The sequence below is a fragment of the Variovorax sp. LjRoot84 genome, assembly GCF_964254305.1.
Lineage (GTDB): Bacteria > Pseudomonadota > Gammaproteobacteria > Burkholderiales > Burkholderiaceae_C > Variovorax.
Genome location: NZ_CAXUTE020000001.1, coordinates 2,474,283 through 2,497,933, shown reverse-complemented (window position 1 = coordinate 2,497,933; position 23,651 = coordinate 2,474,283). Strand labels below are relative to the sequence as shown.

22 protein-coding genes and 1 riboswitch are annotated in these 23,651 nt (G+C 66.9%); of the genes, 15 read left to right on the top strand and 7 right to left on the bottom strand.

What is annotated here, in order from left to right:
* Window positions 1-80: 80 nt before the first annotated feature.
* Window positions 81-3,887 (bottom strand): DUF748 domain-containing protein, encoded by a 3,807-nt coding sequence (locus ACSQ9I_RS12705; protein WP_436315748.1) that lies wholly within the window; start codon window positions 3,885-3,887, stop codon window positions 81-83.
* A 596-nt stretch (window positions 3,888-4,483) separates the two neighbouring features.
* Between ACSQ9I_RS12705 and ACSQ9I_RS12700 the strand changes: the two genes are divergently transcribed.
* The 3 genes from ACSQ9I_RS12700 to nrdR all read left to right on the top strand — a co-directional run bounded on the left by ACSQ9I_RS12700 (window position 4,484) and on the right by nrdR (window position 7,228).
* Window positions 4,484-5,317, top strand: coding sequence for a transglycosylase SLT domain-containing protein (locus ACSQ9I_RS12700; protein ID WP_436292487.1), 834 nt, complete (start codon window positions 4,484-4,486; stop codon window positions 5,315-5,317).
* Between the two features lie 39 nt (window positions 5,318-5,356).
* Window positions 5,357-5,483, top strand: a riboswitch (ZMP/ZTP riboswitch).
* A 41-nt stretch (window positions 5,484-5,524) separates the two neighbouring features.
* Window positions 5,525-6,769 carry a serine hydroxymethyltransferase gene (gene glyA, locus ACSQ9I_RS12695; RefSeq protein ID WP_436292486.1) on the top strand — a complete coding sequence of 415 codons (1,245 nt, stop codon included), beginning with the start codon at window positions 5,525-5,527 and terminating at the stop codon, window positions 6,767-6,769.
* Between the two features lie 15 nt (window positions 6,770-6,784).
* Entirely contained in the window at window positions 6,785-7,228 is a 444-nt protein-coding gene (nrdR, locus tag ACSQ9I_RS12690) for a transcriptional regulator NrdR (protein ID WP_093109128.1), read from the top strand.
* Here the strand turns inward: nrdR and ACSQ9I_RS12685 are convergent.
* Window positions 7,174-7,476, bottom strand: a complete 303-nt coding sequence (locus ACSQ9I_RS12685) for a prepilin-type N-terminal cleavage/methylation domain-containing protein (RefSeq protein WP_436313399.1) — start codon at window positions 7,474-7,476, stop codon at window positions 7,174-7,176. The two genes, nrdR and ACSQ9I_RS12685, sit on opposite strands and share 55 nt — an antisense overlap.
* Window positions 7,477-7,673: 197 nt before the next feature.
* Between ACSQ9I_RS12685 and ribD the strand changes: the two genes are divergently transcribed.
* Genes ribD through tolA form a run of 10 tightly spaced genes read left to right on the top strand, consistent with a single transcriptional unit; the run spans window position 7,674 to window position 15,463 of the window.
* Entirely contained in the window at window positions 7,674-8,792 is a 1,119-nt protein-coding gene (gene ribD / locus ACSQ9I_RS12680; RefSeq protein ID WP_436313398.1) for a bifunctional diaminohydroxyphosphoribosylaminopyrimidine deaminase/5-amino-6-(5-phosphoribosylamino)uracil reductase RibD, read from the top strand.
* Window positions 8,793-8,834: 42 nt separating this feature from the next.
* Window positions 8,835-9,488 carry a riboflavin synthase gene (locus tag ACSQ9I_RS12675; RefSeq protein ID WP_093109257.1) on the top strand — a complete coding sequence of 218 codons (654 nt, stop codon included), beginning with the start codon at window positions 8,835-8,837 and terminating at the stop codon, window positions 9,486-9,488.
* On the top strand, window positions 9,485-10,645 hold the full coding sequence (gene ribBA, locus ACSQ9I_RS12670; RefSeq protein WP_436303774.1) for a bifunctional 3,4-dihydroxy-2-butanone-4-phosphate synthase/GTP cyclohydrolase II: 1,161 nt from the start codon (window positions 9,485-9,487) through the stop codon (window positions 10,643-10,645). The genes ACSQ9I_RS12675 and ribBA overlap by 4 nt, the downstream gene beginning before the upstream one ends.
* Before the next feature lie 31 nt (window positions 10,646-10,676).
* Window positions 10,677-11,141, top strand: coding sequence for a 6,7-dimethyl-8-ribityllumazine synthase (gene ribH, locus ACSQ9I_RS12665; protein WP_436313397.1), 465 nt, complete (start codon window positions 10,677-10,679; stop codon window positions 11,139-11,141).
* On the top strand, window positions 11,138-11,671 hold the full coding sequence (gene nusB / locus ACSQ9I_RS12660) for a transcription antitermination factor NusB (protein ID WP_093109124.1): 534 nt from the start codon (window positions 11,138-11,140) through the stop codon (window positions 11,669-11,671). The genes ribH and nusB overlap by 4 nt, the downstream gene beginning before the upstream one ends.
* Entirely contained in the window at window positions 11,668-12,867 is a 1,200-nt protein-coding gene (locus tag ACSQ9I_RS12655; protein WP_436313396.1) for a pyridoxal phosphate-dependent aminotransferase, read from the top strand. Before nusB ends, ACSQ9I_RS12655 begins: the two co-directional genes overlap by 4 nt.
* A complete protein-coding gene (gene ybgC, locus ACSQ9I_RS12650; protein WP_093109122.1) occupies window positions 12,864-13,328 on the top strand; it encodes a tol-pal system-associated acyl-CoA thioesterase in 465 nt (154 codons plus the stop codon). Before ACSQ9I_RS12655 ends, ybgC begins: the two co-directional genes overlap by 4 nt.
* Entirely contained in the window at window positions 13,325-14,038 is a 714-nt protein-coding gene (gene tolQ / locus ACSQ9I_RS12645; RefSeq protein WP_093109121.1) for a protein TolQ, read from the top strand. The genes ybgC and tolQ overlap by 4 nt, the downstream gene beginning before the upstream one ends.
* Window positions 14,039-14,054: 16 nt before the next feature.
* Window positions 14,055-14,492: an ExbD/TolR family protein gene (locus tag ACSQ9I_RS12640; RefSeq protein ID WP_093109120.1), complete on the top strand. Its 438-nt coding sequence runs from the start codon at window positions 14,055-14,057 to the stop codon at window positions 14,490-14,492.
* Between the two features lie 20 nt (window positions 14,493-14,512).
* Complete coding sequence (tolA, locus tag ACSQ9I_RS12635) at window positions 14,513-15,463, top strand: cell envelope integrity protein TolA (protein WP_436315747.1); 951 nt, start codon at window positions 14,513-14,515, stop codon at window positions 15,461-15,463.
* Between the two features lie 9 nt (window positions 15,464-15,472).
* On the opposite strand, the gene dnaE is transcribed toward tolA, so the two are convergent.
* A complete protein-coding gene (gene dnaE, locus ACSQ9I_RS12630) occupies window positions 15,473-18,973 on the bottom strand; it encodes a DNA polymerase III subunit alpha (protein ID WP_436313395.1) in 3,501 nt (1,166 codons plus the stop codon).
* A gap of 63 nt (window positions 18,974-19,036) precedes the next feature.
* Between dnaE and ACSQ9I_RS12625 the strand changes: the two genes are divergently transcribed.
* On the top strand, window positions 19,037-19,822 hold the full coding sequence (locus tag ACSQ9I_RS12625) for a sulfurtransferase (protein ID WP_436313394.1): 786 nt from the start codon (window positions 19,037-19,039) through the stop codon (window positions 19,820-19,822).
* Here ACSQ9I_RS12625 and ACSQ9I_RS12620 read toward each other — a convergent pair.
* From ACSQ9I_RS12620 to ACSQ9I_RS12605, 4 genes are read right to left on the bottom strand one after another with little or no spacing between them, the layout of a single operon-like run.
* On the bottom strand, window positions 19,819-20,736 hold the full coding sequence (locus ACSQ9I_RS12620; RefSeq protein WP_436313393.1) for a pirin family protein: 918 nt from the start codon (window positions 20,734-20,736) through the stop codon (window positions 19,819-19,821). The two genes, ACSQ9I_RS12625 and ACSQ9I_RS12620, sit on opposite strands and share 4 nt — an antisense overlap.
* Window positions 20,733-21,302 (bottom strand): flavodoxin family protein, encoded by a 570-nt coding sequence (locus tag ACSQ9I_RS12615; protein ID WP_436313392.1) that lies wholly within the window; start codon window positions 21,300-21,302, stop codon window positions 20,733-20,735. Before ACSQ9I_RS12615 ends, ACSQ9I_RS12620 begins: the two co-directional genes overlap by 4 nt.
* A gap of 17 nt (window positions 21,303-21,319) precedes the next feature.
* Window positions 21,320-21,763 (bottom strand): DoxX family protein, encoded by a 444-nt coding sequence (locus tag ACSQ9I_RS12610; protein ID WP_093109115.1) that lies wholly within the window; start codon window positions 21,761-21,763, stop codon window positions 21,320-21,322.
* A gap of 39 nt (window positions 21,764-21,802) precedes the next feature.
* A complete protein-coding gene (locus tag ACSQ9I_RS12605; protein ID WP_093109114.1) occupies window positions 21,803-22,504 on the bottom strand; it encodes a pirin family protein in 702 nt (233 codons plus the stop codon).
* A gap of 143 nt (window positions 22,505-22,647) precedes the next feature.
* Between ACSQ9I_RS12605 and ACSQ9I_RS12600 the strand changes: the two genes are divergently transcribed.
* Window positions 22,648-23,601 (top strand): LysR family transcriptional regulator, encoded by a 954-nt coding sequence (locus ACSQ9I_RS12600; protein WP_093109113.1) that lies wholly within the window; start codon window positions 22,648-22,650, stop codon window positions 23,599-23,601.
* The last annotated feature ends 50 nt before the right edge of the window (window positions 23,602-23,651 follow it).

Below are 23,651 nucleotides of genomic sequence, written 5' to 3'. Positions count from 1 at the left end.
GTCGTTATCTGAAGAAGAAAAGCGAAGGCGCCGGCATTTGCCGGCGCACTCCGCCATTTTCACCGACTTGTGCCCTGCTTTCAGCGGGTCGCCAGATTCAGTTCGGCACCTGGTTTCCAATCGTTGCCGGCAGCCTTCGTACGCACGGCACCGAGGAACAGCCGCTCGCTGGGAAGCTTCTGGGCCAGCAGGTAGTCGCGCACCACGGCGCCGCGCACCACGGCGAGTTGCCGCATCGATTCCTCGTCGACCGGGATGCTGGCCATGAGCAGGTCTTCCATCTCCTTGGTCGGAAGATCCTTCGCCAGCCCGATCATGTTGCGCGGCTTGGTGATCTCGGAGCGCTTGTACACCGCGGCCAGCAACTCCGGGTATTCGGCATCGGTGAGGGGCGTGACTTCGGCTGCATTCTGGCTGCCGCTGCGCGCCGCGGCGCGGCGTTTCTCGGTCTGGGCGAGTGTGCGCAGGCGCTGGCGCTGGTAGGCCTCGCGCTCCTGCTCGAGGCTGGCGGTGCCGACCACGGTCATCTGCAGCCCGGGTCGGTCCGTGAGCGCCTTCACAACCTTGTCGAGGCTTTCCTTGGCGGCCGGCGAAAGATCCGAACTGCCGGGCGCGAAAGTGATCGCGCTCGACTCGCCGCTGCCGCCGCCCAGTCCGCCCGTGAGCAGGCTGAACGGCGAGGTGGCGGCCTTGACGATCAGGTTCACGATCGCCTTGAAGATCAGCGGGCCGAGGCTGAACTGCGGATCGTTGAGCGAGCCGCTGACGGGAAAGTCGATGTCGATCACGCCATTGCGGTCGGCCAGCAGGGCGACGGCCAGGCGCACCGGCAGGCTGTTCGGCGCACCCTGCACTTCGTCGCCGAACTGCAGCTGGTTGAGCACCAGCTTGTTGGTGGCGGTGAGCTGGCCGTCGGGCGTGATCTTGTAGGTGACGTTCATGCTGAGCTTGCCGCGCTCGATGCCGTGCCCGGCGTAGCGCACCGAGTACGGCGACAGCGGCGGCAGATCGAGCTCGCGCATCTTGGCCGTGATGTCGAGTTCGAGCGGCTTGGCCAGCGGATTGAGCTTGCCGGTGATCTCGAGCTGGGCGGTTTGCTGCGCCTTGCCGCGCAATTCGAGATCGGCCAGCGCTGGCTTGTCGCCTTGCGGCTTCGACGAGAAGGCGCTGAGCTTGCCGGTCAGCTCGCTGAGGTCGGCGGAATAATTGGGCTTGACGAACAGATCGGTGAAATCGATGCGTCCGTTGACCATGCTCATCGGACCGAAATTGATGACCGGCGCCGGGCCGCCGCTGTCGGGCGCAGGCGCTTTGGCCACAGCCGCCGGGGCCAGTGCGGCGGTCTCGGTTGCGCCGCCGACCATGGCTTCCGCCGAGACGGGGGCGCCGCCCGAGCGTGCGGCGGGCTTGGCGGTGGTCGTGGTGGTCGTGCCGCCGAGGCTGCGGCGCGTGGTGGGTTCGCCTGCCGGCGCTACGGCGGCGGTCGTCTGGCCGGGCTTCTTGGTGAGGTCCTGCAGGTTGAGGCGACCGGTCGGATCGACGATCACGCGGGCGAAGAAGTCGGTCAGGGTGGTTTCGCGCACGTCCACGGCCAGCGGCGCGCTGGGCGCCATGTTGACTTGCAGGCCACGCAGGCTCAGCGTCTTCCAGCTCAGGATCTGGTTGCTGCGGGTCGCCAAGCCCGGCGACTGGGTCAGCGCTGCGCTGTTGGCGCGGAAGTCGTCCAGCGCCGTATCGCCGGCCAGCTTGAGACTCATGCCCGCGGGTGCCGTCGCGAACTTGACCGTGCCGCGGTAGTTGGCGAACGCGCGCCGGATGTCGATGTTCAGTGCATCGGCGTAGTAGGCCTTGAAGGCATGGGCCGGAATGGCGGCCACCTCCAGCCGACCCTCGGCCGCCACCGGCTTGAGCACGACCGAACCCTTGTAATCGAAGCGCCCGGCTTCCGCGCGGCCGGCACCGATGCGCCCCGAAAGCTGCAAGGGCGAAGCGGTGGCGCTGTTGGGAGCGATCTTCTGCGCGTTGAGTTTCAGCGCGCTGATCTCGAAGGCCACCGGTGTGGCGCCGGCCTTGTCCGAATAAGAGAGCGCGCCATTGTCGACCGCCACCGTGCCGATGGAAAGCTCCCACGGCTTGGTGTTGGCGCCCGGCGCAGCGGCCGCCCCGGCGGGCTTGGGAGCCGCGACCTTGGCAGCCGCGCCGTTGCTCTGGCTGCCGCCCGCCGGGGTTTTCAGCCAGCGTTCGAACATCCAGCGCTTTTCGTTGTCGCGCTCGACGACGACCTTGGGGCTGGTGGCCGTGAACGAAGCGATCGCGAGCGTGTGCTTCGTCATGTCGACTTCGGCATCCACGAGCTCGAAGCGCCCGACGCTCGCCAGCGCGGTCTTGGCCTGCGTCAGCGCGAGCCCGTCGGCCGCGACGCGGCGCGCCTTGAGCTTCAGATCGGGCTGGGCCCAGGCCACGTCGATCTGGCCGCTGAGCTTGCCGTCGAGCGTGGGCTCCAGGCTCTGCGCGAGGTACGGGGCCGCCAGCGACAACGGCAAGCCCTCAACCTCGGTCTGGACCTTGGCCACCTTGTCGGTCGCCTCGCCGCTGAACTTGAGGGGGGCCCCGCCGACCGAGGTGGAACCGCTGAAAGGCGCCGGCTTGTCCATCGGCCAGGTCAGGGCGCTGGCTTCGATGTTGAGCTGCTTCACGTCGATGGCCGCGGCCGGCTGGGTGGTCTGGTCGCGCCAGCCGATCTCGCCGCCGGAAAGCGCCAGCTTGTCGACCCGAATCCGCCAGGCCGGCTGCTCGGCCGGCTTCGGTACAGGTTCGCCGTTCGTGTTGGGTGCCGCGGCGGGTGTCACTTTTTCGGTTGCGCCGGTGGCCCGGTCGGTGGCCAGCAGGTTGAGCTGCCCGGCTGCATCGCGCGCCACGACCAGCTGCGCCGCGGCCAGCGCCACCTCGCCCAGATGCACCACGCCCTCCAGCGGCCGGACGTCGGCCAGCGCGACCTTGAGCGAATCGAAGCCGAGCAGATCGCGCCCCTTCGAATCCGCCAGCTTGATGCTGTGCGCCGCGACCGTGCCGGAGAGCTTGAGGCCCGCGGTGGCGGTGCGTTCGAAGTCGATCTTGAGGTCCGCGTCGAGCTTGCCGGCGCGCAGGGCGACCGGCAGGCCGCCGGGGATGTAGCCCAGGTAAGGCACCAGGTCCAGATCCTTGAAGTGCACCTGCGCGTCGGTCTTGCGGCTTTCCGCGAAGGGCGTGGCGAAAGCGGCCGAATCGAATCCGCTGCCGTTCAGGACGAAGGCCAGCTTGGGCTCGGTCTTGATTTCGCGCTGCGAAGGCAGATTGCTGAGAAAGGGTACCTTGAGCACGAGGTCGCGCAGCTCGTGCCTGCGCTTGACGGTCTGGTCGTCGAAATCGACCGCGCCGCCGGTGATGGCGATGTTGTAGATCGCGAAGCGCGGCGGCTCGCTCTTGGGCGCGTCGGGCGCGCTGGCGAGCTTGGCCAGGATGTCGTCGATGTCGTACTTGCCGTCCGCCAGGTGCGTCAGCAGGATGGCCGGCGCGTCGATGGCAATGGCATCGATCACCGGCGCCAGACGCAGGATCGATTGCAGCTCCGCATCGGCATAGATGCGCGCCACCGCCACCTGGGGCTGGCTGCCGTCGGCCGTGGCGATGCGCAGGTCCTTCAGCGTCAGCTCGAGCGTCCAGGGCTTGAAGTCGATCTTGCCGACCGTGACCTGGCGACCCAGCTTTTCGCTCGCGATCTTCTGGATCTGGCTCTTGGCGATCGGCGGCACCGCCAACCAGGCAAGCAGCCAGAGACCGAGCAGCACCAGCAACGCCAGCACTCCCCGTCGCACCCATTTGTTCTGTTTCAGCGAAGCAGCATTCATCATCGGGGGCGAGTGTGCCGCAAAAGTGCGAGCGCCTTCCCAGAAAGAAGAAAGCCCGGTGGCTCGACGCGAAGTCTGGCCTCCGGGCTCGATGGCGGGCGCAACGCCCATGCCATCTTTTCGCTCGACCGGAAGTGAATTTGTTCCGACCGTGCTGGCAGCAAGAGATTGCCACCGTTGGGCCTCGGCCGCTGAACCGTTCGATTGCTCTCCCGGTTGCTGGACCTTGGTTTAACGCCTGAAAGCTCAGGCCTCCTCAGGGTAGGCGCGCGCTCCAAGGATTGCAAATAAGCTTTTCAATGGATCGTCGGCCGGCGATTCGCCCCTCTTCTTTTCAAGCCTTGGTAGCATAAAAACTCAAATCCTTATTCTTGACCGTGTATTTAGCCCCTCCTAGAATCCGCGTTGCCCCCGCCGCCACTTGGCAGCCGGGACTCCACCAATATCCGCTGCTGAATTCTTTCGGCTTAGTCAGGTGGCCGCGCTCCACTCCCCCTCCTTGCGCGGAACCTGATTCGTACCAATCCAAGCGCCGCTGCCTTCGACCATCGCCCTTCTGGCGCTGCGACTCAGGTGCCGCACAGAAAGGAAGAGCGATGAAACAGGCGTTTGAAGCCACGGCCCGCGGGCTGCGGACCGTCGTGTCCGATGTGGCCGACGGTTTTTTCGAGATCACCCACAACGGCTTTGCCCTGGTCGGCTTGGCCATCGTGTTCGCTGCGCTGGCGCTGGCCGCGCGCCCGGACCTGCGCCAGTCCGGCGAAGAACAGCTCATGGGCTGGCTCCAGTCGCGCAAGCCGCCGCCGGAGGCAACCGATCTCGAGCCGACGGCCATCGACCGCACCACGGCGGCGAGCCCGCACGAGCTGCCCAAGCAGCAGGCCGCCGTCGCCTACTGGCTGAGCAAGAAGTACCGCGTGGCCGTCGAGCCGTTGAGCGTGCTGGTGGCCGAAGCCTTCGAACTCGGCAAGCGCACCAAGCTCGACCCGACCCTGATCCTGGCCATCATGGCGGTCGAATCCAGCTTCAACCCCTTTGCCCAGAGCCAGGTCGGCGCCCAGGGCCTGATGCAGGTGATGACCCGCGTGCACGGCGAGAAGTACGAACGCGCGGGCGGCACCCTGACCGCCTTCGATCCGGTGACCAACATGCGCGTGGGCGTCAAGGTGCTGCAGGAATGCATCGCGCGCGCAGGTTCGCTCGAGGGCGGCCTCAAGTTCTATGTCGGCGCCGCCAATCTGCCCGACGACGGCGGCTATGCCGGCAAGGTGCTGGCCGAACATGCGCGCCTGCAGCAGGTGGTCGGCGGACGCACGCCGCCCACCACCACGCCGACACCGCCCGGCATGCGGGCGCAGCCGCTGCCCGTGGTGGCACCCGCCAAGCCGGAAGCGAACACGCAGAGCGTGGCGTTGCTGTCCGATCTGTAGGCCCTTTCGAAGACGGCGGCCATCGCCGTCAGCTACACTCGACCGGCACGCGACTGGCGATAGGCGCAACCCTTTTCAGGTGCATTGCGCTGACGTGGAACACCACTGGGAAGCGTGCCGCCCGCGGTCTTGAGCAGGCGTTCAGCCGTTCGCCTGGGCAGCCCTTGTTTGGTTGAAGAACAAGGACCATCGTCTTAAAGGACTGCCATGTACAACCGCAATATCCTGGTCGAACAGACCGATCCCGAAATCTGGGCCGCCATCCAGGCCGAGCACGCCCGGCAGGAACAGCACATCGAGCTGATCGCGAGCGAGAACTACGCGTCGCCTGCCGTGATGGCCGCGCAAGGCACGCAGCTCACCAACAAGTACGCCGAAGGCTATCCCGGCAAGCGCTATTACGGCGGCTGCGAACATGTCGACGTGGCCGAGCAGCTGGCGATCGACCGCGTCAAGCAGCTCTTCGGCGCCGACGCGGCCAACGTGCAGGCGCATTGCGGCGCCTCAGCCAACGAGGCCGTCATGCTGGCCTTCCTGAAGCCTGGCGACACCATCATGGGCATGAGCCTGGCCGAAGGCGGCCACCTGACCCACGGCATGCCGCTCAACATGAGTGGCAAGTGGTTCAACGTCGTGAGCTACGGCCTGAACGACAAGGAAGAGATCGACTACGACGCGATGGAGCGCAAGGCGCACGAATCGATGCCCAAGTTGATCATCGCGGGCGCATCGGCCTACTCGCTGCGCATCGATTTCGAGCGCTTCGCCAAGGTGGCCAAGGACGTCGGCGCCATCTTCATGGTCGACATCGCCCACTACGCGGGTCTGGTCGCCGCCGGCGTCTACCCGAACCCCGTGCCGCACGCGGACGTGGTGACCTCCACCACCCACAAGAGCCTGCGCGGACCGCGCGGCGGCATCATCCTGATGAAGTCGCAGCACGAGAAGGCGATCAACAGCGCCATCTTCCCGGGCCTGCAGGGCGGACCGCTGATGCACGTGATCGCGGCCAAGGCGGTGGCCTTCAAGGAGGCGCTCTCGCCCGAGTTCAAGGCCTACCAGCAGCAGGTGGTCAAGAACGCGCAGATCGTTGCCGAAACGCTCACCGGGCGCGGCCTGCGCATCGTGAGCGGCCGCACCGAGAGCCATGTGATGCTGGTCGACCTGCGCGCCAAGGGCATCACCGGCAAGGAAGCCGAGGCCGTGCTGGGCAGCGCCCACATGACGATCAACAAGAACGCGATCCCGAACGATCCGGAAAAGCCGATGGTCACAAGCGGCGTGCGCATCGGCACCCCGGCGCTGACCACGCGCGGTTTCAAGGACGAGGAGGCGCGCGCCACCGCGAACCTGATCGCCGACGTGCTGGACAACCCGCGCGATGCCGCCACCATCGAAGCGGTGCGTGCGAAGGTGCATGCACTGACCAGCCGCTTTCCCGTCTACGGTTGAACCGAAAGTGACCGCATGAAGTGCCCCTTTTGCGGTCACCTCGAAACGCAGGTCGTCGAGACCCGCGTTTCGGAAGACGGCGACTTTGTGCGGCGCCGCCGGCAGTGCGGCGCCTGCGACAAGCGCTTCACCACCTACGAACGGCCGGACGTCAATTTCCCGGTCGTGGTCAAGAAGGACGGCAGCCGCGCCGACTTCGATCCCAAGAAGGTCCGCGCCTCGATGATGCTGGCGCTGCGCAAGCGGCCGGTGAGCATCGAGCAGATCGACCATGCGCTGCTGCGCATCGAGCAGAAGCTCCTGTCCAGCGGCTTGCGGGAAATCGAATCGACCAAGGTGGGCGAACTGGTGATGCGGGAGCTCAAGCGCATGGACAAGGTGGCGTACGTGCGCTTTGCTTCGGTTTACAGAAGCTTTGAGGATGTGGACGAGTTCCGGCAGTTGCTGCGGGATATCTGAGACGCACCGGAAGCGGCACACCTCTGACGCCGGTATTCGTGATCGTCAGAGCACCGCAGGCGTCGGAGGCCATCTGCCGTGGCGTCTACGGCACGCCGTGCGAGGAATGAGTTGAAGCTCGGCACAGCCAACGACGCCAGGGTCGCCAAGAGCGCAACCACGACCAACAGTTCGACGAGAGTAAAACCGCAAATCCCTGCAGGTCGCCGGCGAGACCCGCCCCGGCCCGAGCAAAATGGTCGCTTCATACATTCAATCCGCGCCGACAGGCCGGCGCGAACTTCCTCCCCTGGCTCAATCGATTCGGCGCGAAGTCTAAATTCCGGAAGCGATGCATGAATAAATCTTTCGACAAACGGACTGAATTGAAGGATCAGCGGAAATCTCGCTAAATCTGAATCAAATCTGAATTTCTGAATTTGAAGAATTGCGAATTGACGCCCCCATGAATAGAGATATCCAGGCCATGGCGCAGGCGCTCGATCTCGCCCGTCAGGCGAGCGTCGAGGCGGAGCCGAATCCCCGTGTCGGTTGCGTTCTGCTCGACGAAGAAGGCGCGGTGATCGGTCAAGGCTCCACGCAAACGGTGGGCGGCCCTCATGCGGAAATCATGGCCTTGCGCGACGCCGCCGCCCGCAATTGCCCGATCAAAGGCGCCACGGCCTATGTGACGCTCGAGCCCTGCTCGCACCATGGCCGCACCGGCCCCTGCTGCGACGCATTGATCGCGGCCGGCATCAAGAAAGTCGTGGCGTCCATCGCCGATCCCAATCCGCTGGTCGCCGGCCAGGGTTTCGAGCGCCTGCGCGCCGCCGGCGTCGAATTGGAGGTCGGCGCGGGCGCTGATGAATCGCGTGAACTCAACCTCGGCTTTTTCAGCCGCATGGTCCGCAAGACGCCCTGGGTGCGGCTCAAGGTCGCCGCTTCGCTCGACGGCAAGACGGCGCTGGCCAACGGCACCAGCCAATGGATCACTTCGGAAGCAGCGCGCACAGACGGCCACGCCTGGCGCGCGCGCGCAAGTGCGGTACTGACGGGTGTCGGCACCGTACTCGAAGACGATCCGCGCCTCGATGTGCGGCTGGTCCCAACGCCGCGGCAGCCCCATCTCGTGGTGGTCGACAGCCATTTGCAGACGCCGCCGGAGGCAAAGATCTTCGGCGCGGCCCGGCCCGTCTGGATCTATGCCGCCAACCGGAACGACGCCAGGCAGGCCGCGCTGGAGGCCAATGGCGCGACGGTCAGCTACCTCGCCAACCCCCAGGGCAAGGTCGACCTCGCGGCCATGCTGCGCGATCTCGCCGTGCGCGAGGTCAATGAACTCCATGTCGAGGCTGGCCACAAGCTCAACGGCTCGCTGATCCGCGAAGGGCTGGTCGACGAACTGCTGGTTTACTTGGCGCCAAAGTTCATCGGAGACGGGCTCGCCATGGCCAGCCAGCCGCATGCATCGGGCCCCCTGACCGTGCTTGGCGATGCATTGGCGCTCGAATTCAAGTCCTTCGAGCCGGTCGGCCCGGACCTGCGAATCGTCGCCCGGGTCGCTGGTCGAGACCGCTTTTAGGGTTTGGCCGAGCGGCCTTCGCATCTCTGCGAAAATGCCCCGATGTTCACCGGAATCATTACCGGCGTGGGGCGCATCGCCGCCGTCCACGACCTCGGCAGCTCTTCATCCCACGGCAAGCGGCTCAGCATCGCGGTGCCCGACGGCTATCTGGCCGACGTGGGTCTCGGTGACAGCATCGCGCTCAACGGCGCCTGCATGACCGTCACCTCCCTCGACCCGGCGAAGCAGCTCTTCACCATCGACATCTCGGCCGAATCGCTGGACAAGACGGCCGGCCTCGCCGAAGAAGCGGGCCGCGTCAACCTCGAGAAGGCACTGCGCGCCAGCGACCGGCTCGGCGGCCACATCGTGTCGGGCCACGTGGACGGCATCGGCACGGTCAGCCATTTCGCGCCGGTGGGCGAAAGCTGGGAGCTGCGTGTGCTGGCGCCGCCCGCGCTCGCCCGCTTCCTGGCCTACAAGGGCTCGATCACCGTCAACGGCGTGAGCCTCACGGTCAACAGCGTGAGCGACGGCGCTGACGGCAGCGAGATCAGCATCAACCTGATTCCGCACACGGTCGAAAACACCGCGCTCGGCAGCCTGAAGCAAGGCAGCCGCGTCAACCTCGAGATCGACACCGTCGCCCGCTACGTGGAGCGCATGCTCCAGGCCGGCGCCCTGCCCGTCCCACAGAAAGACAAGACCCCATGAACGCCTCCGTCACGCCGATCACCGCCCCGCGCAGCGGCCGGGCGCCCGCGCCGATTTCGTCGGTCGAAGAGATCGTGGCCGAGCTCGCCGCGGGCCGCATGGTGATCCTGGTCGACGAGGAGGACCGCGAGAACGAGGGCGACATCGTGCTCGCGGCCGACCACGTGACGCCCGAGGCCATCAACTTCATGGCACGCCATGCGCGCGGCCTGATCTGCCTCACGCTCTCCCGCGAGATGTGCGAGCGGCTTCAGCTGCCGCCGATGGTGGCGCGCAACGGCGCCAAGCACTCGACCGCCTTCACCGTGTCAATCGAGGCGGCCGAGGGCGTGACCACCGGCATTTCCGCCGCCGACCGCGCGCGCACCGTGCAGGCCGCCGTCGCACCGAATGCCGTCGCGGCCGACCTGGTGCAGCCCGGCCATATCTTTCCGCTGCAGGCGGTCGACGGCGGCGTGCTGATGCGCGCAGGCCACACCGAGGCCGGCTGCGACCTCGCCGCCATGGCCGGTTGCTCGCCCGCGTCCGTGATCTGCGAGGTGATGAACGAGGACGGCACCATGGCGCGGCTGCCCGACCTGCAGCTCTTCGCCGCCGAGCACGGCATCAAGATCGGCACCATCGCCGCACTGATCGAGCACCGCAGCCGCACCGAGTCGCTGGTCGAAAAGGTCGGCTGCCGCGAAATCCACACCGCCTGGGGCTGGTTCACCGCCCATGCCTTCCGCGACAAGCCCAGCCACGGCGTGCACCTGGCGCTGGTGCGCGGCAACTGGAATCCGGGCGACACGGTGGACGTGCGCGTGCACGAGCCGCTCTCGGTGCTCGACGCGCTGGAAGTCAACCGTTCGCTGCACTCGTGGAGCCTCGATGCCAGCTTGGCCCACATCGCGGCCGAAGGCAAGGGCGTGGCCGTGCTGCTCAACTGCGGCGAGACTGGCGCCGAGCTGCTGTCGCAGTTCGACGGCACTGCACGGCCCGCGCAGGCGCCGGAACGTGGGCGCATGGATCTGCGCAGCTACGGCATCGGCGCGCAGATCCTGCGCGAGTGCGGCGTGCACAGGATGAACCTGTTGGGCACACCGCGCCGCATGCCCAGCATGGCAGCAGGTTACGGCCTGGAGATCGCGGGCTACATCACGAAAGAAGAGCAATGAAGAAGAACACACACGCGAGGCGGGAAGCCTAATGCAGCACGCGAACAAGGGCAGCGATGTCACGCTCGACGGCAAGGGCCTGCGCATCGGCATCGTGCAGGCGCGCTTCAACGAAGACATCACCGACGCCCTGGCCGAGGCCTGCCTGGGCGAGCTCCGAGTGCTCGGCGTCGCCGACGCTGACATCGACCATGTCAGCGTGCCGGGCGCGCTCGAGGTGCCGGTCGCGCTGCAGGCCCTGGCCGAGCGCAACCGCTACCAGGCGCTGATCGCGCTGGGCTGCGTCATCCGCGGCGAGACCTACCACTTCGAGCTGGTGGCCAACGAATCGGGCGCGAGCGTGAGCCGCATCGCGCTCGACTACCGCATCCCGGTCGCCAACGCGATCCTCACCACCGAAAACCTCGAACAGGCCATCGCGCGGCAGACCGACAAGGGCCGCGATGCGGCGCGCGTGGCCGTCGAGATGGCGCAGCTGCTCGCCACCCTTTCATGACCGAAGACAACAAGACCGCCGGCGACAAGCCGCGCCAATCCCGCACGGGGCTGACCAGCACGGGCGCACGCAAGGCCTCCGCCAAGTCGACCCGCAGCCGCGCGCGCGAGTTCGCGCTGCAGGCGCTCTACCAGCACCTGGTGGGACGCAACGACGCCGCGTCCATCGACCAGTTCACGCGCGACCTGGCCGGCTTCCACAAGGCCGACGCGGCGCACTACGACGCGCTGCTGCACGGCTCGATCGCGGCCGCGGGCGAGCTCGATGCGCTGATCGTGCCGCTGCTCGACCGCAAGCTCGAAGAGATCTCGCCGGTCGAGCACGCCGTGATGTGGATCGGCGTCTACGAATTCCAGCACTGCCTCGACGTGCCCTGGCGTGTGGTGCTGAACGAATGCATCGAGCTCGCCAAGGAGTTCGGCGGCACCGACGGCCACAAGTACGTGAACGCGGTGCTCAACGGCCTCGCGCCGCAACTGCGCCCGGCCGAGGTCGAAGCCGATCGAGCGACGGGCAAGGCACGGCCATGAGAATTTCGAAGCGCGCCGAGCGCATCGAGCCCTTCTACGTGATGGAAGTCGCCAAGGCGGCCTCCGCGCTGGCGCGCGAAGTCGCGCACACCGATCGGCCGATGATCTTCCTCAACATCGGCGAGCCCGACTTCACCGCGCCGCCGCTGGTGCAAGAAGCCGCCGCACGCGCCGTGCGCGCGGGCGCGACGCGGTACACGCATGCGATCGGCCTCGACCACCTGCGCGAGCGCATCAGCGGCTGGTACCGCGAACGCTTCGGCGCCGACGTGCCGGCGCGCCGCATCGTCGTCACGGCCGGTGCATCGGCCGCGCTGCAGCTGGCCTGCCTGGCGCTGATCGAGGCCGGCGACGAGATGCTGCTGCCCGATCCCAGCTATCCCTGCAACCGCCACTTCGTGAGCGCGGCCGACGGCCGTGCCGTGCTGGTGTCGACCACGGCCGCCGAGCGCTTCCAGCTCAGCGCCGCCAAGGTCGAAGACGCCTGGACCGAACGCACGCGCGGCGTGCTGCTCGCATCGCCCTCCAACCCGACCGGCACCTCGATCGCGCCCGACGAGCTGCGCCGCATCCACGAGGTGGTGTCGAAGCGCGGCGGCATCACGCTGATCGACGAGATCTACCTTGGCCTGTCCTACGACGACGCCTTCGGCCACACCGCGCTCGCGATCGACGACCAGGTCATCAGCATCAACAGCTTCAGCAAGTACTTCAACATGACCGGCTGGCGCCTCGGCTGGCTGGTGGTGCCCGATGCGCTGGTGCCGGTGGTCGAGCGGCTGGCGCAGAACCTTTTCATCTGCGCGAGCACCGTCTCGCAGTATGCGGCGCTCGCCTGCTTCGAGCCCGAGAGCATCGCCGAGTACGAGCGCCGCCGCGCCGAGTTCAAGGCCCGGCGCGACTGGTTCATTCCGCAGCTCGACGCGCTGGGCCTCAAGGTGCCGGTGGTGCCCGACGGCGCCTTCTATGCCTGGGCCGACTGTTCTGCCTTCGGCGAGAAGCTCGGCATCTCGAACAGCTGGGACTTCGCCTTCGAAGCGATGAAGAAAGCCCATCTCGCGATCACGCCGGGCCGCGACTTCGGCTCGGCCGAAACCGCCCGCTTCGTGCGCTTCTCGACGGCCAGCTCGATGGCGCATCTCGAGGAATCGGTGGAGCGCCTGCGCGCCTGGGCCGGCGCCACCGTCGCTGCATGAGCTTTGCATTTCCAATCCGCGTCTACTGGGAAGACACCGATGCCGGCGGCATCGTCTTCTATGCCAACTACCTCAAGTACATGGAGCGTGCCCGCACCGAGTGGCTGCGCTCGCTCGGCATCGCGCAAGGCCGGCTGCGCGAAGAGACCGGCGGCATCTTCGTGGTCAGCGAGACGCAGCTCAAGTACCACCGCCCGGCGCGGCTCGACGACGAACTGCTGGTTACAGCCGAGCTGCGTCAGATGGGCTCCGCGTCCCTGATAATCGGCCAGCGCGTGCTATCAAATTCAGAGCACGGTCCGGCCACCGGCCCGGCGCCCGATACTGCGGTCCTTTGCGAAGGCACGATCCGCATCGGCTGGGTCGACGCGGCCACGCTGCGGCCCGCGCGCATCCCACCCCAAGTTTCGGGAACCCTCGGGCGCCATGCCGGCTCCATGTCTCAACCTCAGAAGCCATGAATCAAGACCTGTCGATCCTTTCCCTCCTGCTCCATGCCAGCCTTCCGGTGCAGTTTGTCGTGGCCTTGCTGCTCGTGGTATCCGTCGCCAGCTGGGCGGCCATCTTCCGCAAGTTCTTCTCTCTCAAGCGCACGCGCGCGCTCAACGACGACTTCGAACGCGAGTTCTGGTCCGGCACCAGCTTGAACGAACTGTTCTCCTCGGCTGCGCAGAACGCCAAGTTCGCCGGCCCGATGGAACGCATCTTCGCTTCCGGCATGCGCGAGTACCAGAAGCTGCGCGAGCGCCATGTCTCCGACGCCGGCACGCTGCTCGACGGCGCACGCCGCGCGATGCGCGCGAGCTTCCAGCGCGAGCTCGATGCGGTGGAGCAGAACCTGTCCTTCCTCGCCACCGTCGGTTCGGTCTCGCCCTATGTCGGCCTGTTCGGCACGGTGTGGGGGATCATGCATGCCTTCACCGGCCTCGCAGCGCTGGCGCAGGTGACGCTCTCCACCGTCGCTCCCGGCATCGCAGAAGCGCTGGTCGCCACCGCCATCGGCCTCTTCGCCGCCATTCCGGCCGTGGTGGCCTACAACCGCTTCGCCCGCGAGATCGACAAGATCGCGATCGCGCTCGAGACCTTCATCGAAGAGTTCTCGAACATCCTGCAGCGCAACCTGACGGCCCACGTCAACCCGGCATCGGTGACGCCGGCGACCGGCCGCTGAAGCGGAGCACCACGCCATGCCAGCAATGTCCTCCCGCGGCCGCGGCCGCCGAACGATCAACGAGATCAACATGGTCCCGTTCATCGACGTGATGCTGGTGCTCCTGATCATCTTCATGGTCACGGCGCCGCTGATCACGCCGAGCGTGATCAACCTGCCCACGGTGGATCGCGCCAACAAGCAGCCCGACAAGCCGATCGAGATCGTCATCAAGAGCGACGACGAGGTCCAGATCAAGAAGGACCCGTCCACCGGCAGCGGCGCCACCTCGATCCCCATGACGCAGATCGGCACGGCGGCCAAGACCGCGCAGGGCGGCGACGACCAGCGGCCGGTGGTCATCAGCGCCGACAAGTCGGTCAAGTACGAGACGGTGGTCAAGGCGATGAACGCGCTCAAGAGGAGCGGCGTCGAGCGCGTCGGCCTTTCGGTCACGACCACTGGTGCCAAGTGATGGCCTTGGCCTCATCGCTGATGTCGCTCGGCGCCGATCGCCCGGAGTTCGCGCCGCCGCCGCAACGCGGCACGCCGCGTGCCGTGCTGCTGGCGCTGCTGGCGCATGGGCTGCTCATCATCGCGCTGACCTGGGGCGTGAGCTGGCGCCGCGAAGCGGAGGACGGCGCGATCGAGGCCGAGCTCTGGTCGTCGACCGTGCAGCAGGCCGCGCCGCGCCTCACTGCGCCGCCGGTTCCGACGCCACCCACTCCGGCGCCTGCACCGACGCCGGCACCCCCCCCTCCGCCGCCACCTCCCCCGCAGGCGCGAGCACCCGAACCCGCGCCGGCGCCGCGTGCGCCCGACATCGCGCTCGAACGCGAGAAGAAGCTGAAGGAGCAGAAGGAGCGCGAGCTGGAGCAGCAGCAACAGAAGAAGCTCGAAGCCGCGAAGAAAGCGGCGCAGGAGAAGAAGGAACAGGAAGCCCGGGAGCGCGCCGAGGACGAAGCCGAGCGCAAGAAGGAACAGCAGCAGAAGTTGGCCGAGGCGAAGAAGAAGCAGGAAGCCGAAGCCGCGAAGAAGAAGGAAGCCGATGCGAAGGCGGCTGCGCAGGCCGCGGCCGACCGTGCAGCCACGCTCAAGCGCATGCAGGGTCTGGCGGGCGCCAGCGGTGACGACAACTCGAAAGGGGCTGCGCTGAAGGCCTCCGGCCCTTCGGGCGGCTACGGAGCTCGGATCGCGGCAGCTGTGCGCCCCAACATCGTCTACCCCGATGCCGATCTCGTGAGCGGCAATCCGACCGCGGAATTCGACGTCAACTTGGCGCCCGATGGCACGATCGTGGGTGTCAAGCTACGCAAATCGAGCGGTTTGGCGAGTTGGGACGATGCCGCAGAGCGCGGGCTGCGTAGAACGGAAAAGGTACCGCGCGACGTAGATGGCCGCATCTTCCCTTCGCTGACAGTGGTGCTTCAACCAAAGCAGCGCTGAAAGCGCCCGCTACTCGTAGACCACCGCCGCGCGGCCCGCATCGGCCTGCGCCGTCCAGCTCGCGAGCGCGGCGTCGGTCGGGAAGAACTTCGCGCGCTCGCCCAGCTGCAGCTCGACCTGCGCGCCGCCGCGCGCCATCGACAGCCGCACCGCCAAGCCCTGCAGCAGCTCGCCGTGCTCGCTCTGTTCGGTGCGCGGCGGAAAGTCGCGCACCAGCCGCGCGATGTCCGGCGCCTTGCCGTTGACCGCGACGCGCAGGAACTTGCCGAAGCGGCAGCGCGCTGCGGCCAGGTCCCACACCTGCTGCACCTGGAAGCGCGCCTCGAAGCCGCCGCGGCCCGGCTGCAGGCGGCCGCTCACGATCACCAGTTCGTCATCCTTCAGCACGTTGCGGTTGGCGTTGAAGAGCGCCTCGTCGGCGGTCGCGTCGATGGCGCCCGACTTGTCGTCCAGCTTGAAGATCGCCAGCCGGCCGCGCTGGCCGTTGATGACGCGGAAGTCGCTCACGATGCCGGCGATCACCTGCTGCTCGCGGCTGTCGATCAGGTCGTCGATCTCGCGCTTGCAGAAGCGCCGCACCTCGTGCGCCACTTCGTCGAACAGGTGGCCCGACAGGTAGAAGCCGATGGCCGTCTTCTCGTAGGTCAGGCGTTCCTTCACGCCCCAGGGCGTGGCGTCGATGAGCTCGGGCTCCTGCGTCGCAGAGCCGTGCTCGCAGTCGCCGAAGATATCGACCTGCGAGGCGTTGGCCTCGGTCGCGCTCGCGAATTCGAAGGCGCGGTCGACCGAGGCGATCAGCGAGGCCCGGTTCTGCTGCAGCGAATCGAAGGCACCTGCCTTGATCAGCGCCTCGACGGTGCGCTTGTTGATGCGCTGGCGGTCCACGCGCACGCAGAAGTCGAACAGGCTCTTGAAGGGGCCGCCCTCTTTCCGCGCCTTGGCCACCGCCTCGACCGCCAATTGCCCCGTGCCCTTGACCGCACCGAGCCCGTAGCGAATGACCTTGTCGGTGACCGGCTCGAAGCGGTAGTTGCCGCGGTTCACGTCCGGCGGCTCGAAGGTCATGCCGAAGTGCTTCTGCGCATCTTCGAACAACACCTTGAGCTTGTCGGTGTCGTCCATTTCCACCGTCATGTTGGCGCAGAAGAACTCGGCCGTGTAGTGGACCTTGAGCCAGCCGGTGTGATAGGCCAGGAGCGAATAGGCGGCCGCGTGCGACTTGTTGAAGCCGTAGCCCGCGAACTTCTCCATCAGGTCGAAGATCTCGTCGGCCTTCTGCTGGTCGATGCCGTTCACCGCCGCGCCCTTGCGGAAGATCTCGCGGTGCTCGGCCATCTCCTCGGCCTTCTTCTTGCCCATCGCGCGGCGCAGCAGGTCGGCGCCGCCGAGCGAGTAGCCGCCCAGGATCTGCGCGGTCTGCATCACCTGTTCCTGGTAGACCATGATCCCGTAGGTCTCCGAGAGCATCTCTTCGACCAGCGGATGCGGATACTCCACCGTCTCGCGGCCGTGCTTGCGTGCGACGAAGCTGGGGATCAGATCCATCGGGCCCGGACGGTACAGCGCGTTGAGCGCGATCAGGTCTTCGAGCCGCGTCGGCCGCGCGTCCTTCAGCATGCCCTGCATGCCGCGCGATTCGAACTGGAACACGGCCTCGGTCTTGCCCTCGGCGAAGAGCCGGTAGGTCGGCGCGTCGTCGAGCCGGATGTTCTCGTAGGCGAAGTTCTCCTGACCCTTGTGGCGCTGGACGATGAACTCCTTCGCGATCTCGAGGATGGTGAGCGTGGCCAAGCCCAAGAAGTCGAACTTCACCAGGCCGATGGCTTCGACGTCGTCCTTGTCGTACTGGCTCACGGCCGAGTCGCTGCCCGGCTGCTGGTAGAGCGGGCAGAAGTCGGTGAGCTTGCCCGGCGCGATCAGCACGCCGCCCGCATGCATGCCGATGTTGCGCGTCATGCCTTCGAGCTTCTGCGCCAGCTCGACCAGCATGCGGACTTCTTCTTCCTTCTCGATGCGGGCCGCGAGCTGCGGCTCCATCTCGATCGCGTAGTTGTTCTTGTCGCCCTCGGGCTTGGGCGAAGGCGGGTACTGGATCGTGACCGGCTGCCCCGGCTTGTTCGGGATCAGCTTGCTGATGCCGTCGCAGAACATGTAGCTCATGTCGAGCACGCGGCCCACGTCGCGGATCGCGGCGCGTGCGGCCATGGTGCCGAAGGTCGCGATCTGGCTCACCGCGTCGCGGCCGTACTTGTCCTTCACGTAGTCGATCACGCGGTCGCGGTTGCCCTGGCAGAAGTCGATGTCGAAGTCGGGCATCGAGACGCGCTCGGGGTTCAGGAAGCGTTCGAACAGCAGCTTGTATTCGAGCGGATCGAGGTCGGTGATCTTCAGCGCATAGGCCACCAGCGAGCCCGCGCCCGAGCCCCGGCCGGGTCCGACCGGGCAACCGTTCTTCTTGGCCCAGTTGATGAAGTCGCCCACGATCAGGAAGTAGCCCGGGAAACCCATCTTCAGGATGGTGTTGATCTCGAACTCGAGGCGTTCGACGTAGCGCGGGCGCTCGGCATCGCGCTTGGCGGCGTCGGGGTAGAGGTGCGCGAGACGCTCCTCCAGACCTTCGAAGGAGGCGACGCGGAAGTACTCCTCGATCGGCATGCCGTTGGGCGTCGGGAAGTTCGGCAGCTGCGGCTTGCCGAGCACGAGCGTGAGGTTGCAGCGCTTGGCGATCTCGACCGTGTTGGCGATCGCGCTCGGCACGTCGGCGAAGAGCGCTTCCATCTCGGCCGCGGACTTGAAATACTGCTCCTGCGTGAACTTGCGCACACGGCGCGGGTTGCCGAGGATCTCGCCTTCCGAGATGCAGACGCGCGCCTCGTGCGCTTCGAAGTCCTCGGCGGTGGCGAACTGCACCGGGTGCGTTGCCACCACCGGCAGCCCGAGCCTTGCGGCCAGCTGCACCGCGGCCAACACATGCGGCTCGTCCTCGGGGCGGCCGGCGCGCTGCAGTTCGATGTAGAAGCGATGCGGAAAAAGCCCCGCCAACTGCAGCGCGATCTCGGCCGCGCGCTCGGCCTGGCCCTGCAGCAGCGGCGCGCCGAGCGGGCCGGCCTGCGCGCCCGAGAGCGCGATCAACCCGCCCTGCAACTCCTCGATCCAGGCCAGCTTGCAGACCGCCTGGGCCTGGCCGCGGCCCACGTTCTGCGTCCAGGCGCGCGCCAGCAGTTCGGACAGGTGCAGATAGCCTTCCATGTTCTGCACCAGCAGCACGATGCGCGTGAGCGCGCCGATCTCCGCGCCCAGGCCTTCGAGGAACACCTCGGCGCCCAGCACCGGCTTGACACCCTTGCCGCGCGCTTCCTTGTAGAACTTGATCGCGCCGAAGAGGTTGTTGAGATCGGTGATCGCCAACGCCGGCTGCCGGTCGGCCGCGGCGGCCTTGACGACTTCGTCGATTCGGTTGGTGCCGTCGACGACGGAAAACTCGGTGTGCAGGCGCAGGTGAACGAACATGGTGCGCATTGTAGAAAGCAGCACCCCCACCATGTGGTTTGGCTCTCCCTACAATCGCGCTCCGTGCAAGAGATTTTGAATATCGCGGCCTACAAGTTCGTGGCCATCGACGACGGCGAGCTGCTGCGCGACGCGCTGCGCGCCACCACCCACGCGCTGGCGCTCAAGGGCACCATCCTGCTCGCGCCCGAGGGCATCAACCTGTTCCTCGCGGGCGAGAAAGATGCCGCGCATGACTTCCTCCGGGACCTGCGTGCCGACCCGCGTTTCGCCGATCTGGAAGCGAAGGAAAGCTGGTCCGAAGCCCAGCCCTTCCGCCGCATGCTGGTCAAGCTGAAGCGCGAGATCATCCGCATGGACCATCCGGCCATCCAGCCCGCCGCGGGCCGCGCGCCGGGTGTCGATGCGCCCACCCTCAAGCGCTGGCTCGACCAGGGGCACGACGACGCGGGCAAGCCGATCGCGCTGCTCGACACGCGCAACGCCTTCGAGGTCGACCACGGCAGCTTCGACGGCGCCATCGACTGGCGCATCGGCAAGTTCACCGATTTCCCGAAGGCGCTGAAGAAGCACCGCGAAGACCTGGCCGGCAAGACGGTGGTGAGCTTCTGCACCGGCGGCATCCGCTGCGAGAAGGCCGCGATCCTGATGCGCGAGGAAGGCGTGGCCGACGTGCTTCAGCTCGAAGGCGGCATCCTCAAGTACTTCGAGCAGGTCGGCGGCGCGCACTACCACGGCGAGTGCTTCGTGTTCGACGGCCGCGAGACTTTGGCGCCGGACCTGAGTGCGCGTGCGAGCGGCGCCAGCGCCCGGGCCGCCGAGGACCCGGACATCGCGATCAAGCGCTAGACCGGCGTCGTGCCGGTATCGGCCGGCGTCTGCACCTGGAACGGATGTCCCGGCAGTGGAATGAATTCGGTCTCGCCGGGCACATGGCCCATGCGCTGCGCGGACCAATCGGCGCCGGCTTCGAGGACGCGCTCGCGCCGGCTGGAGACGAAGTTCCAGGTAATGAAGCGCGGGCCGTCGAGCGGCTCGCCGCCGATGACCACGATGCGAACGGCATCGCGTGTCTCGAAGATGCCGCCCTCGCCCTCCGGCAGCATGGCCATCGTGTGCTGCGCCACGGGCTCGCCATCGAGCTGGATCTCGCCATCGACCGCGTAGACAGCCATCTCCTGCGCCAAGGCCGGCAGTTCGAAACGCGCGCCGGCCGGCAATGGCAGGTCGAGATAGAGCGTCTTGGAGAAGGTCTTCACCGGCGAACGCACGCCGAAGGCTTCGCCCACCAGTACCCGCACGGCCACGCCCTGCACTTCGAGTGCCGGGATCTGCTCAGCCGCCGTGTGGGAAAAGCTGGGCTCGACTTCCTCGTGGGCCTGCGGCAGCGCGGCCCAGAGCTGCAAACCATGGTTGACATAGCTCGCATCGAGCAGATGCTCGGGCTTGCGCTCCGAGTGCACGATGCCGCGCCCCGCCGTCATCCAGTTGATCGCGCCGGGGCGGATCTCCTGCACCACGCCGAGGCTGTCGCGATGCGTCATCGCGCCCTCGAAAAGATAGGTCACGGTGGCCAGGCCGATATGCGGATGCGGCCGCACGTCGTGCTCGTTGCCCGGCTGCTCGGTCGCCGGGCCGAAATGATCGAAGAATACGAAGGGCCCGACCGATCGCCGCTTCGCCGCCGGCAGCAGGCGCCGGACCCTGAAGCCTCCGCCCAGGTCCTTGTCATGCGGTCGAAGCAGCAGCAGCGGTTCGGTCATCGTGGTTCTCCGTGGGGCGATCGAGATCTTGCCACTTCGGCCACGCGTTCGCCGAATGCATAGGCCGTCTCGAGGTCGCCCTTCGCCATCTCGGCCGGGCTGGCATCGGTCGGCGAAGTGGTCAGCAGGCCGTTGTAGCCGCCGACGTAGTTGATCGAATCGCGCTTCGCGGCACGGTCGTTGCTCGGCATGAGGCCGAGGCTGACCCACAGGCCGCCGTGCTGGCTGGCGAGGTGCCACAGGTAGGTCAGCGTCGCGTCCTTGTCGCCGTTCATGGCGGCGCTGTTGGTGAAGCCCGCGAAAAGCTTGTTGCGCCAACCCTGAACGTACCAGACCTTCGAGGAGGCATCGGCGAACTTCTTGAACTGCCAGCTCACGTTGCCCATGTAGGTGGGCGAACCCATGATGATCGCGTCCGCGGCCGCCAGCATCTCCCAGCCGCCGGCCGGGAGCTTGCCGTCGGCGTCGATCGCGAGCAGGTGGGCGCCTGCGCCATCGGCCACCGCCTGCGCAATGCGCTGCGTGTGGCCGTAACCCGAATGAAAAACAACGACGATGTTGGTCATGCGGGAAGTATGGCTGCTCAGCGCTTGTCGATGCTGAAGCGGCCGGCGCCGAAGGCTGCGATGGCCAACAGGCCGCCTGCGATCGCGATGTTCTTGAAGAACATCAGCTGGTTCACATAGGCCTTGTCGGCGGGCATGCCCCAGTAGTTGTGGAAGAGCACCGCGGTGGCGACGGTGAACACGGCCAGCACGATGGACACGATGCGCGTCTTGTAGCCGACCAGGAGCAGCAGGCCGAGGCCGAGCTCCACGATGATCGCGATCGCCGCGCCGAGCTGCGGCAGCGGCAGGCCGACCGCGCTGATGTAGCCGACGACGCCGGCGAAGCCGCCGATCTTGCCGAAACCGGCAGGTATGAAGAGCGCCGCGATCAGGATGCGCCCGATGAGCGCAAGCGTGTCTTGCGAAGCGCTCGCGCCGGCGGGGGCGGCGTAGCCGGATGCGGTGGTGGTGGATGCCATTGGAAAGTACTCCTGGGTTGATGAAAAAATAACGCAGCTTCAGGCCGCGAGGTCGAACACCAGCACTTCGGCATTCTTGCCGGCGCCGAGCGTGAGGTGCGATTCGTCCTTGATCAGGGCCGCATCGCCAGTAGCCAGTTTCGTGCCGTTGACCTCGAGCTCCCCGCGCACCAGGTGCACGTAGCTCTTGCGCTTCGGGTCGAGCGCGAGGCTGGCTTGCTCGTTGCCGTCGAGCAGGCCGGCATACATGCGCGCATCGGCATGCACCAGCACCGAGCCCTCGGCCCCATCGGGCGAAGCCACCAGGCGCAGCTGTCCGCGCTTCTCGGCATCCGGGAAACTCTTCTGCTCGTAGCCGGGCGCGATGCCGCGCACGTTGGGCTCGATCCAGATCTGCAGGAAGTGCGTGGTCTCGTCGGCCTTGTGGTTGAACTCGCTGTGCATCACGCCGCGGCCGGCGCTCATGCGCTGCACGTCGCCCGGCGGGATCGATTCGACGTTGCCCATGCTGTCCTTGTGCGCGAGCTCGCCCGACAGAACGTAGCTGATGATTTCCATGTCCTTGTGGCCGTGGGTGCCGAAGCCGGCGCCCGCGGCGACGCGGTCTTCGTTGATCACGCGCAGATTGCCATAACCCATGTGGGCCGGATCGTAGTAGCCGGCAAAGGAGAAGCTGTGGAACGAGCGCAGCCAGCCGTGATCGGCATAACCGCGTTCCTGGGACTTGCGAACTTGAAGCATCTTTGAACTCCTGCCCCGCCAGATGGCCTGGGGCCTTCGAATGCCGCGCCGCATGCGCAGCGGATGCCCAGAACTTTAGGTCGCGGCCCCGCCCTCGAAAGCGCCGGCTTTTGATGGCATCATTCAATTTTTTTGAACGATCTATGCCCAGCGCCCGTGATGTCCTGACGCCCGATGCGCTCGCGATGCTGCAGACGGTGGTGAGCACCGGCAGCTTTGCCGCGGCCGCGCGCACGCTGGACCTCGTGCCCAGCGCCCTCAGCTACCGCGTGCGCCAGATCGAGGACGCCCTCGACGTGCTGCTGTTCGACCGCAGCGCGCGCCAGGCACGGCTGACCGAAGCCGGCACCGAATTGCTGCGCGAGGCCTCGTGGCTGCTCGGCGAAATCGACGCGGTGGCCAACCGCGTCAAGCGCGTCGCGACCGGCTGGGAGCCGATGCTCACGATCGCGGTCGACAGCGTGATCGCGCGCGATCCGATGCTGGACCTGGCCACCGCCTTCTTCGCGCTCGACCCGCCGACCCGGCTCAAGCTGCGCGACGAAACGCTGCTGGGCACCATCGAGGCACTGTCCAGCGGCGAGGCCGATCTCGCCGTCGGCGCCGTGCTCGATGCCTCGAGCCTCGCCTTCGGCGCCACCGGCATCCGCAGCCGGCCGCTGGGCCAGTTGCATTTCGTTTATGCGGTGGCACCGCACCATCCGCTGGCGCGGATCGACGCCCCCCTCTCCGACAACGTGCTGCGCCAGCACCGCGCCGTGGCCGCGGCCGACTCCTCGCGCGCCGGCCCGAGCATGACGGTCAATCTCGTCGGCGGCCAGGATGTGCTCACCGTGCCCACCATGCAGGCCAAGCTGGCCGCGCAGCTCCACGGCCTGGGCGGCGGCTTCCTGCCCGAGCCGATGGCGCGGCCCTACATCGAGGCCGGCCACCTGGTCGAGCGCAAGACCGAACGCGTGGCGCCGATCGGCACCATGCATTGCGCATGGCGCGAGCGCACCGCCGGCAAGCCGGGACGCGCGCTCAAATGGTGGCTCGAACAGTTCGAGCACGAAGGGACGCGCCGGGCGCTCCTTGAAAGGCATCGCGGCCGGTGAGTGTGTCGAGGCGGTTAGAGTCTCCCTTGATCGCCAACAGAAAACGAGAC